The organism is Novipirellula sp. (assembly GCF_041583735.1).
Classification (GTDB): Bacteria; Planctomycetota; Planctomycetia; order Pirellulales; family Pirellulaceae; genus Novipirellula.
Genome location: NZ_JBFHFD010000150.1, coordinates 1 through 15,350 on the forward strand (window position 1 = coordinate 1; position 15,350 = coordinate 15,350).

Below are 15,350 nucleotides of genomic sequence, written 5' to 3' on the forward strand. Positions count from 1 at the left end.
AAAAGACGGTTCGCGGCGCTGGCTACGGCCAACCTTGTCGACCGGTTTTTGGTGGAAATGGCGACGCTGGATCGCCTACGGCTTGGTCGCCTTCTTCGTCGCCTTGCCTCACGTTCGCATCGGAGGGCTGCCGCCGATTTTGTTGGACGTGCCAGCTCGCCGATTCGTTTTCTTGGGACATGTCTTCTTGCCGACTGACACGCTGTTGTTGGCATTGGTGATGCTGGGCGTGTTTCTAACCATCGTCTTAGCCACCGCGTTGACCGGACGTATTTGGTGCGGATGGGCCTGTCCGCAAACGGTCTATATGGAATACCTGTTCCGCCCCATCGACCGCTGGTTCGAAGGCACCGTGGGCAAAGGCGGCCAAGCGAAACGCCCGATTGAAGGTTGGCGCCGAATCGCCCGCTGGGCCGTCTACGTCGTTTTATGCATGTTTCTCGCCCACACGTTTCTGGCTTACTTTGTCGGCACCGATCGGCTTGCCCAGTGGATCCAAAGCTCACCGATCGAACACCCAGCGGCCTTTATGGTGATGGGCGTGACGACCGGCTTGATGCTTTTTGATTTCCTGTTTTTTCGTGAACAACTCTGCTTGATTGCATGTCCCTACGGACGCTTTCAATCGGTGATGCTAGATCGGCAAAGCATGATCGTCGCCTATGACACGAAACGGGGCGAGCCTCGCAAACGAGGGAAACATGTGGCCGGTGACGGCGCAGGCGACTGTGTCGATTGCCACCAATGTGTTCGCGTCTGCCCGACCGGGATCGACATTCGCGAAGGATTACAATTGGAATGCATCAACTGTACCCAGTGTATCGATGCATGCGACGACGTGATGACCAAGGTGGGCAAACCGACGGGGCTGATTCGCTACAGTTCTCAAGATGCACTCGATGGAAAGAAGCTAAAATTCTTTCGCTTTCGCACCGTCGCTTACCCCATGTTGCTCGTGGCGGTGGGCATCGGTTTCCTCGCAGTGTTGTCGACCAAATACGCGTTTGATGCTCGTTTGATTCGCGGCAAAGGCAACCCCTTTCACCGACATGTGACCGGCAATGTCAGCAACCAATTCCGATTGCGACTCGTCAACCGCAGCAACGAACCACGCCAATACACCGTCGAGGTGGTGAAGCCGGAGTCGGCGATCATTCGCGAGATCGGTGACGACAGCCCCAAATTGGACAGCAACGCAACCGAGCTTGTCCCGTTGGTGGTCGAAGTTCCGGGGAAAGTGTTTGGCCCTGGAGGCAACGTCGAAGGAGAACTGCGAATTCGCGATGACGCCGGCAACGAGCGCACCCTCAAAATGCAATTACTAGGTCCACGACGATGATCGAAAATACAACCACAACGAACCGAATGCCCGAATTCAACCGCATCGCCAATCGCAACGCCGCCATTCGTTGGGGCGGATTGGTAGTCGGGCTATTGTCGCTACAAGTCGCCGTGGGGGTCGTCGCAATCATGTTGGCCACCGGCGATCCGTCGGCCGCAGTCCTGCCCGATTACTACCAGAAATCGCTCGACTGGGACGACCACAGGAAATCCGAAAGCGTCTCACGTGAACTCGGTTGGAAATTGACGTTAGTGCCAATTCCGGGTCAACACACCGCGACGCTGCAGGGCGTTTTGACCGACACCGATGGCAAACCGGTCCGAATCGCATCGGGAACCATCCACATGTATCACTACGCCCGCGCCGCGGACGTGAAAACGTTTTCGATTCAGCCAAACTCAAACGGCGTGGTCGTTGCCGAAGACTGCTTTCCCGTAGATGGATTGTGGCTAATCGAGATCGACGTCACCAACGACCAAGACCAACACTTTGTTCATTCGCAGGACATCCTGGTGACTCAAACGCAGCGTCGGCTGACGAAAGGAAACTAATCGTGTTGACGCTGGCGATGGCCGTGATGGTAGCGAGTTTGCTTGGCAGTCTGCATTGCGTTGGCATGTGCGGACCGCTGGCGCTGTGGGTCACCGGCGGCGGATCAAGCCGGGCGACGATCAGTGCCTATCACGTTGGCCGGCTGAGCACGTATTTGATCGCCGGCACGGCGGCGGGGATTTTAGGAGCCGCCGTTTCGATCGGTGGCGACATGGTCGGTTTCCAATCGGCGGCGGCCAAGGTCGCCGGTGGCTTGTTGATCGCCGTTGGCTTGTTTCGATTGGCAAAATTGCATCCGCGTTTTAACCGCCCCCTTTTGAGTTCGGCGACAAGCTCGGGTCCTTCGACGGTCGCGGCGGTGCTGAAGCGATTCAAACCGCTGTTGGATCGGCAAACGGCGGTGTCACGCGCCTACCTCGGCGGCTTGATCACGACTTGGTTACCGTGCGGTTGGTTGTATTTGTTTGTGTTGGTCGCTGCGGGAACCGGTGGCGTGTTGCCCGCGGTGGTCGTGATGTTTGCCTTTTGGATCGGGACGCTTCCGGCGCTGACCACGATGTTGGTCGGCATCCACTCGTTAACCCCGAAGCTGCGAGGCATGTTGCCGATCGCGGCGAGTGTGTTTCTGATTGTGACCGGACTTTATACAGTCACCGGCCGAGCGGCGGTGGACGTTTCCAGCTTGGTGGCGCCCGAGCTCGGCGATCAAATCACCGCCACCTCGCTGATCGAATTAAAAGAGGAGCCCTTGCCGTGCTGTGCCGAAACCGTTTCTGACGACCAGCCGAGCGAGTGTCCCTGCTGTGCCAGCAACGATACCATGTCACCCCAAACTGCCGCCCCATGAGCTCGGCAACGGATCAAACGCAAACGCAACAAAGCGTCGAGTGTGCTCATTGCGGCTTGCCCGCCCCTAGGCCGACGAATGCGTCGGAGCCCGCGTTTTGCTGCAATGGCTGCAAAGGGGCCTGGGAATTGATTCATGGCTGGGGACTCGAGGACTATTACGCGCTGCGTGACTGTGGTCCCTCTGAGACGCTCGAGGATCGAGGTCGCGATTCGTTTGACGATCTGGACGATCCTAAATTGTTGCTTCCGTCGGTAGTCAAACAGGGGATTGGGCCCAATGGCATCGAATGGGCTCGGGTCCGATTATCGATTCGCGGACTGCACTGTGCCGCATGTGCATGGTTGATCGAACAAGCCCCGAATCATGTCGCTGGATGGCATTCCGCATCGGTGCAAATGCATTCGCGATCGGTCGAATTGGTTTACGATCCGACCGTGGTCAAACTCAGCCATTTAGGTCGACTGCTAAAAACGATCGGCTATCACGTGGTGCCGCTTGATACGGCAGGCGAGCGGGACGCCAGCAACCAAGAGAGTCGGCGACTGCTTGTCGACGTTGCGATCGCCGGTTTTTGCGCGATGAATGCGATGTGGATTGCGGTGGCGCTATACGCCGGAGCGTTTTCGGGAATCGAGGAATCTCAACGCAATCTGCTGCGGTTCACTGGCGTGGGGCTGGGCGTTGCCGCGGTGATCTTTCCGGGCCGCGTGTTCTTGCGAGGCGCGGTGGCCTCGATTCGCTTGCGAGTACCGCACATGGATTTGCCGGTCGCCCTGGGGTTATCCGCCGGGGTGATCGCCAGCATCTATGGATTATTCGAGACCTCGTCGGAAGTTTACTTTGATTCGATCGCGACGCTGGTGTTCTTTTTGTTGGTGGGCCGTTGGGTGCAACTTCGCCAACAACACTCCGCCGGACGTGCGATTTCAGCCCTCCTAAACTTGACGCCCAACGCGGCCACGCGAGTGGACGAGGATGTAAGGCTGACGCGTGTTCCGGCGTCCGAAATCAGGCCGGGCGACATCGTCCGCGTCGAACCTGGAGAAAGCATTCCGGTGGACGGACGCGTAGTTCGAGGACAATCGCATCTCGATCGATCGCTGTTGACCGGGGAAAGCCGTCCCGTCGCGATCAGCGTTGGATCGGATGTCGAAGCCGGCACGGAAAACATCGAGTCGGTCATTCACGTGGAAACCACCGCCATGGGCGGAGCCACCCGGCTCGGTGCCCTTTCACAATCGGTTGCCGAGGCGGCAGCAAGCAAAACACCGATTGTTCAATTAGCCAATCGCGTGGGCGGATGGTTTGTCAGTGTCGTGATGGTGCTGGCGGTCGTTACCGTCGCTGCATGGTGGCATGTCGATCCAGCGATTGCGATCAATCACAGCGTTGCCTTGCTGATTGTCGCCTGTCCTTGCGCACTGGCGCTTGCCACTCCGCTGGCGATTGCCGTGGCGGTCGGCCGACTCGCCGAACAGCGCATCCTGGTTCGCTCGGGTGAATCGCTGGAGCAATTCTCGAAACCGGGCACGATCTTCTTTGACAAAACGGGAACGCTCACCCAAGGCCGGATGCAAGTCACACATTGGTTCGGCGAAGCGGAGATTTTGCAGCGTGTGCAAGCGATCGAGTCGACCATCGGGCATCCGATCGCCCGAGCCATCACCGAATACCAACGACACAGCGACGTCGACTCGATCACGGCGACCGACGTTCAAAACCGCATCGGCGTCGGCGTCGAAGGGACGGTGCAAGGACGACGTTTCACGATCGGAAGCCTGAAGCTGGTCGATCAAATGAACCTCGTTGTATGCCCGCTCGAGCAAGAACAAATCGAAACGATCCTGGCATCCGGGTCCACGCCGATCTTGGTCGTGGTGGACGAACGGATCGAGGCCCTCTTTGGCGTCAGCGATCCGCTTCGCAACGAGGCCAAGCAGGTCATCGCTCAATTACGTGATAGCGGATGGAAGGTCGCGATGTTGTCGGGCGACCATGCTTCGATTGTCCGCGAGGTGGCCAATCGACTTGGCATCGACCCCGAGTTCGCCTTAGGGGACCAATCCCCCGAACAAAAGCTAGCAGCGATCCAGCATGCGAAACGCGACGGCCACGTGGTCGCGATGGTCGGTGATGGAGTCAACGACGCTGCGGCCTTGGCAGCAGCCGACGTCGGGGTGGCACTTCGAGGCGGGGCGAACGCGAGTCTTGCGGCGGCACCGATTTTAATTGGCAACAGCCGGCTCGAGGGCATTGTTACGCTGACCAAGACCGCCAAACGAACCGCTCGTTCAATCCGTCAAAATTTTGCGGTTTCGATTTCCTACAATGGGATTGCCGCGGTGTTGGCGATGACCGGAATCATCAGCCCGTTGATCGCGGCAATCTTGATGCCGATTAGTTCATTGACCGTATTGACGATGACGCTTGCCACACCGGTCGTTGATGCAACGATCGAGAATGCCAAACCGTCGAATCCATCGCCTCGCACCCGCCGATCTCTCGTTAAGGAACCCGTCACTTGAGTGTTTTGACGATCGCGTTGCCGATTGCATTGCTGTTGGGTGGATCGGCGCTGGTGGCCTGCATTTGGTCGATCCGCCACGGCCAATTTGATGATCTCGATTCTGCCTCAGTCCGCATCTTGGTCGACGAGAAGCGGCTTGATGAAACGGGGCCGAACCAGACCGGCAGCGGCGAAGACGGCAAGTGACGGAATCATTGGCGACCGCATTCGCAGATTGCTCCAGTAAATTGTGTGTACCGCCGACAGCGTGATGGCTAGCGTGATCATCGCCCACCACGCGGGGGTCAAGACGCTGCGACCGATGCGATAGAGTCCGATGAGGGTGGCGATCCAAAAAGCCAGATAATAGAGCGTCACGATCACGATCGGAGGCCAGGATCGACCAGCGACATGATGCGGCATCGGACTCCATAATCGCCCGATACGAACGAAACAGGACCAAACAAACATGGACGGCTCGCGCGCAATCGTTGCCTTGGCGGCCTGGTACGACCACTGGTCATCTTCGTGTTCATTCAGCGGTCGCGGTTCCGGCAACGTCTGCGCCGGATTGGACCAATCGGTTTGCCAAAAAGCCTCGCTCGTCGGATCCCCTTGAAAACGATGCGCGTATGCGTTTAGAAACGGTTCGGCGTCCCAGGCTTCGGCAAATTTCCCGTGGCGAAGATAGTCGTAGAACGAGGGATTGTTGGCCAGCAGCAGCGTGTAACCTCCGTGGCTGGTCGCCCACACTGGATGCCCCACCGCGTTCCAATTTCGAACCGTCCATAACCCGACCGCCAACACCATGATCATTGCAGCGGCAACCGTGCACGCCACTCGGCGAGTCCAGCAGGATTGGGGGCTGAACAAAATTGCGGGCAACATCAGCACCGCCCAAACCAAAAAGGTGGGTCGACAAAGATAAGCCAACGCAAGCAAAACCGCGAACATCAACGCATTTGCCAGCGTCGGTGACGGTACCCAGCGGCACACCCAAAACCAAACGACCAGCGTCGCTAGGGCCGCCGCGATGGTTTCGGTCATCACCAGGGTCGATTGCTGGACCAAAATCGGATCGATCATCACCAGCACCGCAGCCAAAATACTGGCGATCCCGAAGCGTCCCCCGTCGATCAATTGCGATGCGATCGATAAAGTGCACACAGCGGTCAACACGCCCAACCCCAGATGCAGCAAACCCACTAGCCAATCGTTGATGTGGTGATCGACCGTCAACCACGAAAGCAGATAAGGATACAGCGGCGGACGAAAGGCGGTTGGCTTGGCGGATGGTTCCGTACCCGAACCTGCGTCATTGCCGGCGGGTAGCCCGAACACCCCGGTTTCGGAAAGCGTCTCGGCGATCACCCGGTAAGCGTCGGGATCTTGATCGAATTGGTCAAGGTTGCTCAGCACCACCCCGCCTCGGACGACTAACGCCAACACGATGATGCCAACGAACTTCATTCGATTCGACGAGGCAGATAGAGTCCAATGGGGCATGGGCAATGCAGAAATCGATAACGAGAGAGCCAATTTGATATCCGCAATATTAGCGAAGCCTAGCATGGACTGCGAGCGAGCACGATGAACAAACCGCCCCCCACGAACCGGAAATCAGCGAGCATGGCTTCGCGTTTGATTCAATTCCGTGTGGTTTTATCGCTGCTCGGCTTGATCGTCATTGCCGTGGCGTGGCCGTTTTCGGAACAGCTAAAGCTTGACCGCAGCATCACGGCAATGTTCTCGCCCACCGATTCCACGCTGGTCGATTATCAAACGCTGCAGAACTCGTTTGGCGGCAATGCGGTCGCGATCATGGTCTATCCCGACACCGACTTGATGTCCAACGAGGGGTTACAGCGAAGCGCCGCGATCGCGTCGGAAGTCCGTCAGATCGAAGGGGTCGATGGCATCTTATCGCCATCAACGCTGAACGCAGCGGTCGAAAAGATTCGTCCCAGCAGCTTCTTTCGTAGCGAAACGGACGTTCCTGGGTTAGCTCGCCGCGACGACCTCGTCGCTCGTGGGATCGAACATTTGTTCGAAGGCTATACGCATTCCGACGACCACCGACTTGCTGCCGTGGTGGTGATGTTGTCACCGAATCATCCGCCGCAGGCGATTGAATCAATTCAAGCGATTGCCAGCACGCTGCCTGATCAATATGAAGCCATCACCGAACCCGGCGTCGTCGTGGGGGAACCGGTGTTGATCCACGATGGGTTTAATCTGATTGAGCGTGACGGACGAAAACTGACCACCGTGACGCTGATCCTGCTGAGCATCGTCGTGCTGGTGACATTGATGGACCTGCGTTTTGTTGCCTTGACCGGATTGGTTGTGGTGTGGTCGATCGTCGTGACCGAAGCGACGCTCGTGCTGTTACGGCTCAATCAATCGCTGGTCTCGACGATCATGCCCGCAATCATCACCGTGATTGCGGTCGCAGCGGTGTTGCATTTGGGTACCAAATTCCAAGACGCCAGAGCCAAGGGACTCAGTCGATACGACGCCACGTGGCGGTCGTTTTCGCTCTTGATCGTTCCGATCTTGTGGACTTGTTTGACGGATGCCGCGGGGTTTGCGGCGCTTGGATCGTCGCGAATTTTGCCAGTACGTCAATTTGGTGCGATGATCGCCATCGCCTCAATCGCGGTATTTGTTGCCATCGTTTTATTCGCGGGGGTGACGATGATGTTGCCGGAATTGAGTTTCGGCAAATCATTACACCGCATGCAGCGTAGAACGACACGTGCAATTAGCCGACGCTGCACCTTGGTTGCGGCCGCGTTTGTGTCACGTCGAAATTCGGCAATCGCGGTGGCGATTGTTTTATTGGGAGTTTCGGTGATCGGGACATGGCAAGCCGAACCCGAAACCAGCTTCCTGAACAATTTCCGTAGCGACAGCGACATCGTACTCGCGTATGACCAAGTCGAGCAGCAGTTTGGGGGTGCGGGAGTGTGGGACATCCTGCTGCCCGCGCCGCAATCATTGACTCGCGATTACCTGAGACAAGTCCTGCTGATCGAACGCGACCTGCGTAGCATCGATCTCGATGGCACCAAATTAACGAAGGTCTTGAGTATGGCCGACGCCGAATATGTTGTCGGCAAGACGCCGATATTAAAGTATGCTCCTCCGTCGCTGCGGATGACAGGAATGCGTGCCACGATGCCGGAGTTCGTCGATGCATTACTGAATTCCGCTGACACTCAACCGCGTCGCTTGCGAATCATGCTGCGAAGCGAAGAACAATTGCCTGCGGAAGCAAAAACGCGGCTGATTACCGAGGTCCAGCGAATCGTCGATGAACATACGCAAGCCGACGCCTGGGCCAGTGCGTTCGAGACGGCTTCCGATTCGGGGCCAATCAACTCGGGCCCAATCGTCACCGGTTACTACGTGATGATGTCGCGATTGGTGTCACAGTTAGTGGGCGACCAATGGCGATGTCTGGGGTTTGCCGGAGTGTTGGTGTGGATATTGTTGTGGATCGCGACGCGATCAATCCGGTTGGCAACTGCGGCGCTGTTGCCGAATTTGTTGCCTGCGTTTGTGGTGTTGGCGACGGTGGGATGGGTTGGTGGCAAGATCAACATGGGCGCGGCGATGATCGCCGCCGTCTCGATCGGATTGACGATCGATGGATCGGTCCACTTGTTGGCCATTTATCGGCGTTATCGCAAACATGGACATCCGATCCCCGTGGCGGTGACGCATGCAGCCGGAAGCGTCGGAGTGCCTATTTTGCTAGCGACATGCGCCTTGGTCTTCGGGTTCAGCATCTTGTCGACCAGCGAATTCATTCCGACCGCCACGTTTGGCACGCTGGTGGCCGCCACGTTGTTGCTTGGAACGCTTGTCAATTTGACGCTGCTGCCCGCCTGTATCGCGTTGATCGATCGCAATGAAGGTCACTCGCTATAGCGCACTGAATCTAGCGCTCACGGACGTGCCCAATCTCGCTCGGCCCGGTGATACAGCCGGTTTCTGGATCCGAAGCAGGGCCGGGTTTGTCGGAGCCGTCACATAGATAGGCGTGACCGATTGAAATTAGGCCGAATCGAAACCGGCCACGCCTCAAACTCCAAGCTGCGATTGGCGACTAGATTTCTTCCGAGATGGTTTCTCGGGCGGCACGCGATCCGAGGGCGCCCCAGAGACCGTAAGGGCTCTGTTCACCCTTCTGGACGGGATCGGCATCGCTGTTTCCTGCGTCAATCGAATCGGTGATGAACCTGACCGCTCCGTCACCCATCAGCACATGCGCACCACCTTGATGACGGCTTGCGATGGTCGAGATACCTTGGCCTCCGTCGCCACCGCTGGTAATGCAACTGGCTCCGTTAGGCGGAAGCACCGTGTGCACACTGGCAAAGGGCAAACGTCCGTCTGCCCAACGGTATCCGCGTTCACGCGAACTTCCGTTGAGCACGGATTGCGATGCGGGGTAGTGCTGCGGGCGATTGGGATCCGCCAAATTGGTACACCGACTGGGGGTGAACAGCGAGGCGTAGTTCACGCTGCTGGCGATGTCGGCGATAATCTCTTTGTTCCCGAGGCTGGTTGCAATTTCACCGGCGGCGATGGTATTGGAAAGGCCATCGAGCGTGTCGCGAAACTTCGTCGAGTGACGATTCCAGAACATTCCTCGGTTGCTGCCACGGACCCATGCGGGAACTTGGCTCAAATCACTGGTCGTTCTCGCCCAGGCATCGTTTTCGGCGTTCCAGCCTGGCCATGCATCGTTGCCTGACCAATCGTAGAAGCCGCTACGGTTTTTTCCGCCGTCATGGCTCATGCGTGGGTTGTCACCAAGGCACGCGGCGTAATTGGTTCGCCCCAACGCTGGCAAGCCAACGCCAGGATCACTCGGGCAACGGAACGATGGAATGTCCGACGCCCAAGGGGCGAAACCAGCAAACCATGGCGAAGGCCCCATCGGTTGGTATTGGTCGCCCTCGGAGTCGACTCCGTTAGAAATCTGCTCCCACATTGCTTGTTGTTCGACGAAGGGAGTCAGACCGACGAGCCAGCTCAAGACCAAATTGTTTTGGTCGGCTCCGTTACCGCTTCCCGCTGCATCGGTTCCGGTCATGTTGATCGGCAGCTGGTTGTAGGCCGAATGATAGTTATGGATTCCAAGACCGATTTGTTTGAAATTATTGCTGCAGCTCATGCGGCGTGCGGCTTCACGTGCCGCTTGCACGGCGGGCAACAGCAGCCCGACCAATACTCCGATGATGGCAATCACGACAAGTAGCTCGACCAGCGTAAAACCGTCGGTTTTGGGTCGATTCGGGGCAGGGGATTGTTGTTTCATTTCGTTCTCTCGTAGTCAATATCAATGAATTTGCCGCGTTCGTCAGTCCCAATGACTGGCAACGCATGGGTAGTAGGGGATAAACACCGCGGGGAAAAAATCCCGGCGAACTAGGACCGATTCATCGCTTTTTCTTCGGCGGTCGGCCCATCGCTGGCCGCTTCCTCGGCGGTTCGCTCATATTCGGACGAGATCGCGCCTGCCTGGGCGTCCAGGTCTTCGCGTGATTGGCCTTCGACAACGTTGACCGGTTCGTTTGAATCGCTGCAGCCGAGGGTGCAAAAGAGAGGTGCCGAAAGCGTCATCGCCATGATCAGGTGGGCAAAGGTCTTCATAACAGGGGGAGTTCCTAGGATGTATTGAGATGTAGGTTGGGGGGTAATCAACCCGCCACAAGCCACGTGAATTAGTCGCGGCCTGCGACGCGTACAGGACCACCTAAAGGCGGCTGCTATCACGTTAAACAAACAGAATTTGTGTTCCTTAACAGCACAAACAGAATTATTTGTAAATTCCCCCACCTCAGGCCGCTGTAGCGGCGTTTCACCGGCCGAAACAGCGGTCCCGCCGCGGTATCATCCACCGCGATTTTCACCGTGTTTTCCGCTGTGCGCAGCAGACTGTGTGCGATCAAGATTGCGCATAGTTGCGCTCTGCAGCATGTGAGGTCAGCTCCGCAGAATCTTGTTGCCCCCCCCTCGCGCGAAGCTGCCGGTTTTTGATGGGGTCCGCCGCGGGCTCGATTGGGTGGAGCAACGGGCGGGGTAGAGCAATCGGGCTGGGTGGATCGGGGCTGGGTAGATTGGGGCTGGGTGGATCGATGGGCAGCCGGATTGCCCGCCAGTGGTCAGCTCGTCGGGACGCAAATCAAGTTGCGATGGAATCGCTATTCTTGCCCGATCACTTCGACTTCGATTGCGTCTCGCAGCATCGCGATTTGCGGTTCCGAGAATTGGCCGTCCGCAACGATCACGCGGCGAAGGCTACGGCTGTTAGCGAGCGGCGACAAATCGGTCACCTTGGTGTCCCGAATGTCGAGTTCCAATAAATCGAGATCATTCAGTTCCGAGAGATCGGTGATCTTGGTCCCACGCAGATCAAGGTTCTTTGGATCGAGCGTATACAGCAGGTTTACTCGCACGCCTGGCGGCCACGTTGCCGAAAGCGTTCGGGTGAGCGACCACACGCTGCCACGCAGTCGCACCGTTCGCGTCGTGATGTCGTATCGGAGTTCGAGATCGCCTGGTTTGTGATTGTTGATCATGACCCAAAAACGAACGATTCGAACTCGATCTTCGATCGATCTCGGATACTCCAAATCATAAATCATCATCTTTTCCGCTAGCGGTGCGCGATAGCGGCTGGAACGACATAGTTTGCGGAGCAATTGGACAAAGTCATCGGTATCGAGAAAGCCTTGCTCATTTACCTCGTCCTTGTAATCTCGCGCAAATTCGGCGAGGTCAGGCTCTACCCCCTTCTCTTCGTCAAGCAACCGCGTCGCCGAGGTAAAGTCTTGCATCAAGAAATACAGCCAAAACTTCTTATGCCACACTCGAGACTCCGGTGGCGGGGTGTTCGAGAGCACCGTATCAAGATGTTTCATCGAAAGTTTGACGGTGGTCGCAAACGTATCATGAGCGATCAGCGGAATGCTGGTGAGATGATCCGACACAGCGATGGCCGATTCCACCTGAGCTTGCAGACGTTCTTCGGATCGATTCTTTTCGACGATGTATTTCTCCAGCGACTCTTCGGCACGTTCTTTCGCCTGTTCAGCGGTCTTTTGAGCCACGGTGGCCAAAGCGCGTTCGGTATCGGCGCGGATCCATGCCTTTTCTGCGTCCGCGCGAGCGGCAACGGCCGTTTGGTGTTTTTGGCGGAGCTGCGTGACAAAGAACGACAAACACAAGAACAAAATGACGAGTGATCCTAATGTCACGGCGCAAACATCTCGGTGGCGGCGGTAGAACAATCCTGCCTCACGCAGGATGCTGCTTTGTTCCACTGAGGCACTAAATCCCGCCAAGAAGCGAGAGATGTCTTCTTGCAGCGTCACCACGTCGGCGTAGCGATCGGCGGGATCATCCGCGGTGGCTTTGTCAATCATCGCCGCAAGTGCCGAATCGATCGCTGGCCGTGATTTCCGGTATTTTTCGACCGACCGCAGCGTGACCATCTCGCACAGCACACAACCCAGCGAGTAAATATCCATCTGCGTCGTCTTGCGAGCCATCGGGTCAGTCTGCTCCGGCGACATATAGGCGGGTGTCCCCTTTACCGAATCCAACAGCGGGCCGTACAAGTCGGGATCGAGCAATACCTCGGAATCATGCTGCGTTTCCTCACTCGGCATGACGACCCCCAACCCCCAATCACAAACTTGAGCCTCGCCGAATTCGCCGATTTGAATGTTATCGGGTTTGATATCGAGATGCAGCACCCGTTGGGAATGAGCGTACGCGATCGCCTCGCAAACTCGCAGGAACAGCATCAACCGCTTTCTTAAGGTGAATCGATCGCACTCGCGACCGTCCTGCAATTCGTCGAGAATCGCTCGCAGCGAGCGGCCTTGCTTAAACTCTAACGTAAAGAACGGTCGTCCATCGGAATCGATATCCATATCAAACAGATTGATGATACAGGGATGTTCCAACCTCGCGGTGATGTGCGCCTCGCGTAAGAACGCGTCAAAGTGATCGTGTGAAAATTTCGCAAGTGGTTTGGCTAGCGCGACGTGGCGTACGGTCTTTGCGTCATAAACACGAAAGACCTCTTTCATCCCTCCGCGACCGATCAACTCGGGATCTTGGTAGCGGTCGGTGATTTTGCTGATCGACGTGTAGAGCGGGCAAAGCTCGTCAAACGCCGACGGATCATTGATCTCTTCGAACGTGATTTCCTCGGATGCATCATAAAGAAGCTTGACCAAGGGATCGATTCGGCGATGCGAGTCATCAGGGGATCCGCCGGAGGATTCGGTTGGCTGAAAATTCATGAGGGCGAGTCCGGGAATTCAAGCTGTTCACGAAGCACTTTGACTTCGTGGGCGAGTCGTTTTTTCACACGGTTCTTTAAGACATAAACACTTTGGACACTCACCCCGAGCGATTCACTGATTTCTGCCGACGGCTCACCTTCGGCGCTGCGTAGAAAGACTTCGATCGCATTGCCCGAGAAAATCTGCTTCATCCGATCCAACGCCAGATGCACCACATGCCGTTGCCATTCCGATTCAATTCGCTGCTCGATTTCCGGTAAATCATAGGGAACGTCTTCGAGATCGTGGACATCGGTGCTGCCCACCCGCTTGGCCCGTTTGCGTTTCCAGTAATCGTTGGCGGCGACGTTCATGATCAAGCGGGTCAACCAAGTTCGAAACCGTGCCTTCTCTTCGACTCGGCGATAGTTAACCAGTTCCTGCCAAACACGTGAAAGCACCTGTTGGCAGACATCGTCCAGATCCGACGGCGCGGTCCCCATTCCGACCAGAAACCGCCGAATGAACGGTTCGTAGTACTGCAGCAACTCGTTCCAATCCGGATGGTCCTTGCCGGACTGTACCCGTTCAAGCAACGTGATCCTGGTGGGCAGGTTTTTAGAGGAGTGTAATGGGCCAGCCATCAGTCTTTCATGGTAGGTCGAGTCGATGCCACGGGTGTGGACTGACTTGGTTGGCATCATTCCGCGGTTTGCAATCTCGACGACGTTGCGGCTCGAAGCAGCGTGCCATGTGCCCCCATCAAAATCGTTACGCCAAATTCATTTGCATCCGCCGATAGCAAGACTTGTCGACAGCCAACCGGAGTCGCAAACCGAGCCAACTGCGAGGCAAATGTTCACCGTAAAAGTATATTACACAGCAAGCACCGGCCCCTCAAGAAGTACTCGCGGGGCACGCGGTAGCAATTATTGATGCAGCGAAAAATTTGATTTTCCGCGCGCACCTCGTCTGGCTCGCCGCACTACAGTAATAGATGCCATGAATATTACTGTAGAAACGACCGAATTGGGCTCCGACGCAACCCTTCCCGCACACGATCTGAGCGGTGTTTCCAACGCCGATCTGCTCGATGCGTGGCACCAAGACCACGAGCCTGCAGCGATGGCGGCGCTGGTGGACCGCTACAGCGTGATGGTGCTGAGCGTTTGTCGGCGACGCTGCCGATCTCACGCCGATGCGGAGGACGCCTATCAAACGACGTTTCTGTATTTGGCACGCAATAGCAACAAAATCCGCCACCCCGAACGGCTTGCGGGATGGCTGCACCGTGTCGCCCAACGCGCCGCGGTGGCGGTCACACAATCGTGCAAACGCGAAACCGAAACCATGGCTGAACCGATTGCCAACACCGACGATCCGCTGGACCGTTTGACACAACGACACGAGGCGATCGTGCTGGACGAAGAATTGTCCGAACTGCCCGAACATTACCGCGCCGCGATCGTGATGCACTTGTACGAAGGCAGCACGCTTGAATCGCTGGCCGTATCGCTGGGGACCACCGTCGGTTCGGTGCGAGGCCGATTGCAACGCGGAAAAAAACTACTCGCCGATCGGCTGCGTCGTCGCGGCGTCGTCCCCGTCTTGGCCTTTGCCGCCGCCAACGCGTTGACCGTTTCCACTGCGACGGCGGCCCAGGCAAGTGAACCGCTGATTGATTCGCTGCATCGTGGCGATCTTCCCGATTCTCCCGTCGACCCTCATCTTCTTGACTCCCTACTCTCGCAAGGAACCCGACTGATGCCATCCCTGTTAACGACACTC

Annotated in this window: 11 protein-coding genes; 6 read left to right on the forward strand and 5 right to left on the reverse strand. The window is 56.9% G+C overall.

Annotated elements, in window-relative coordinates; genetic code table 11:
• The 4 genes from ccoG to ABX962_RS13365 form a co-directional block, all read left to right on the forward strand.
• Positions 1 to 1,339 (forward strand): cytochrome c oxidase accessory protein CcoG (gene ccoG / locus ABX962_RS13350; protein WP_372720160.1); only part of this gene is annotated, 1,339 nt, incomplete at its 5' end.
• Positions 1,336 to 1,893, forward strand: coding sequence for a FixH family protein (locus tag ABX962_RS13355; RefSeq protein WP_372720162.1), 558 nt, complete (start codon positions 1,336 to 1,338; stop codon positions 1,891 to 1,893). The genes ccoG and ABX962_RS13355, both read left to right, overlap by 4 nt.
• 2 nt (positions 1,894 to 1,895) lie before the next feature.
• Positions 1,896 to 2,741, forward strand: coding sequence for a sulfite exporter TauE/SafE family protein (locus ABX962_RS13360; RefSeq protein WP_372720163.1), 846 nt, complete (start codon positions 1,896 to 1,898; stop codon positions 2,739 to 2,741).
• Positions 2,738 to 5,269, forward strand: a complete 2,532-nt coding sequence (locus ABX962_RS13365; protein WP_372720165.1) for a heavy metal translocating P-type ATPase metal-binding domain-containing protein — start codon at positions 2,738 to 2,740, stop codon at positions 5,267 to 5,269. Before ABX962_RS13360 ends, ABX962_RS13365 begins: the two co-directional genes overlap by 4 nt.
• Before the next feature lie 107 nt (positions 5,270 to 5,376).
• Here the strand turns inward: ABX962_RS13365 and ABX962_RS13370 are convergent, their stop codons facing one another.
• Entirely contained in the window at positions 5,377 to 6,720 is a 1,344-nt protein-coding gene (locus ABX962_RS13370; protein WP_372720167.1) for a hypothetical protein, read from the reverse strand.
• A gap of 159 nt (positions 6,721 to 6,879) precedes the next feature.
• Here ABX962_RS13370 and ABX962_RS13375 point away from each other — a divergent pair, with 159 nt between their 5' ends.
• On the forward strand, positions 6,880 to 9,186 hold the full coding sequence (locus ABX962_RS13375; RefSeq protein WP_372720169.1) for an RND family transporter: 2,307 nt from the start codon (positions 6,880 to 6,882) through the stop codon (positions 9,184 to 9,186).
• Positions 9,187 to 9,364: 178 nt separating this feature from the next.
• Here the strand turns inward: ABX962_RS13375 and ABX962_RS13380 are convergent, their stop codons facing one another.
• The 4 genes from ABX962_RS13380 to ABX962_RS13395 form a co-directional block, all read right to left on the reverse strand.
• Positions 9,365 to 10,582, reverse strand: a complete 1,218-nt coding sequence (locus ABX962_RS13380; protein ID WP_372720171.1) for a DUF1559 domain-containing protein — start codon at positions 10,580 to 10,582, stop codon at positions 9,365 to 9,367.
• A 110-nt stretch (positions 10,583 to 10,692) separates the two neighbouring features.
• Positions 10,693 to 10,917: a hypothetical protein gene (locus ABX962_RS13385; protein ID WP_372720173.1), complete on the reverse strand. Its 225-nt coding sequence runs from the start codon at positions 10,915 to 10,917 to the stop codon at positions 10,693 to 10,695.
• A gap of 551 nt (positions 10,918 to 11,468) precedes the next feature.
• The gene (locus ABX962_RS13390) at positions 11,469 to 13,580 is read right to left on the reverse strand and encodes a protein kinase (RefSeq protein ID WP_372720175.1); all 2,112 of its coding nucleotides are present in this window, start codon (positions 13,578 to 13,580) and stop codon (positions 11,469 to 11,471) included.
• On the reverse strand, positions 13,577 to 14,206 hold the full coding sequence (locus tag ABX962_RS13395; RefSeq protein ID WP_372720177.1) for an RNA polymerase sigma factor: 630 nt from the start codon (positions 14,204 to 14,206) through the stop codon (positions 13,577 to 13,579). Before ABX962_RS13395 ends, ABX962_RS13390 begins: the two co-directional genes overlap by 4 nt.
• Positions 14,207 to 14,564: 358 nt before the next feature.
• On the opposite strand from ABX962_RS13395, the gene ABX962_RS13400 reads away from it, so the two are divergent.
• A partial coding sequence (locus ABX962_RS13400; protein WP_372720179.1) for an RNA polymerase sigma factor occupies positions 14,565 to 15,350 on the forward strand: 786 nt, incomplete at its 3' end.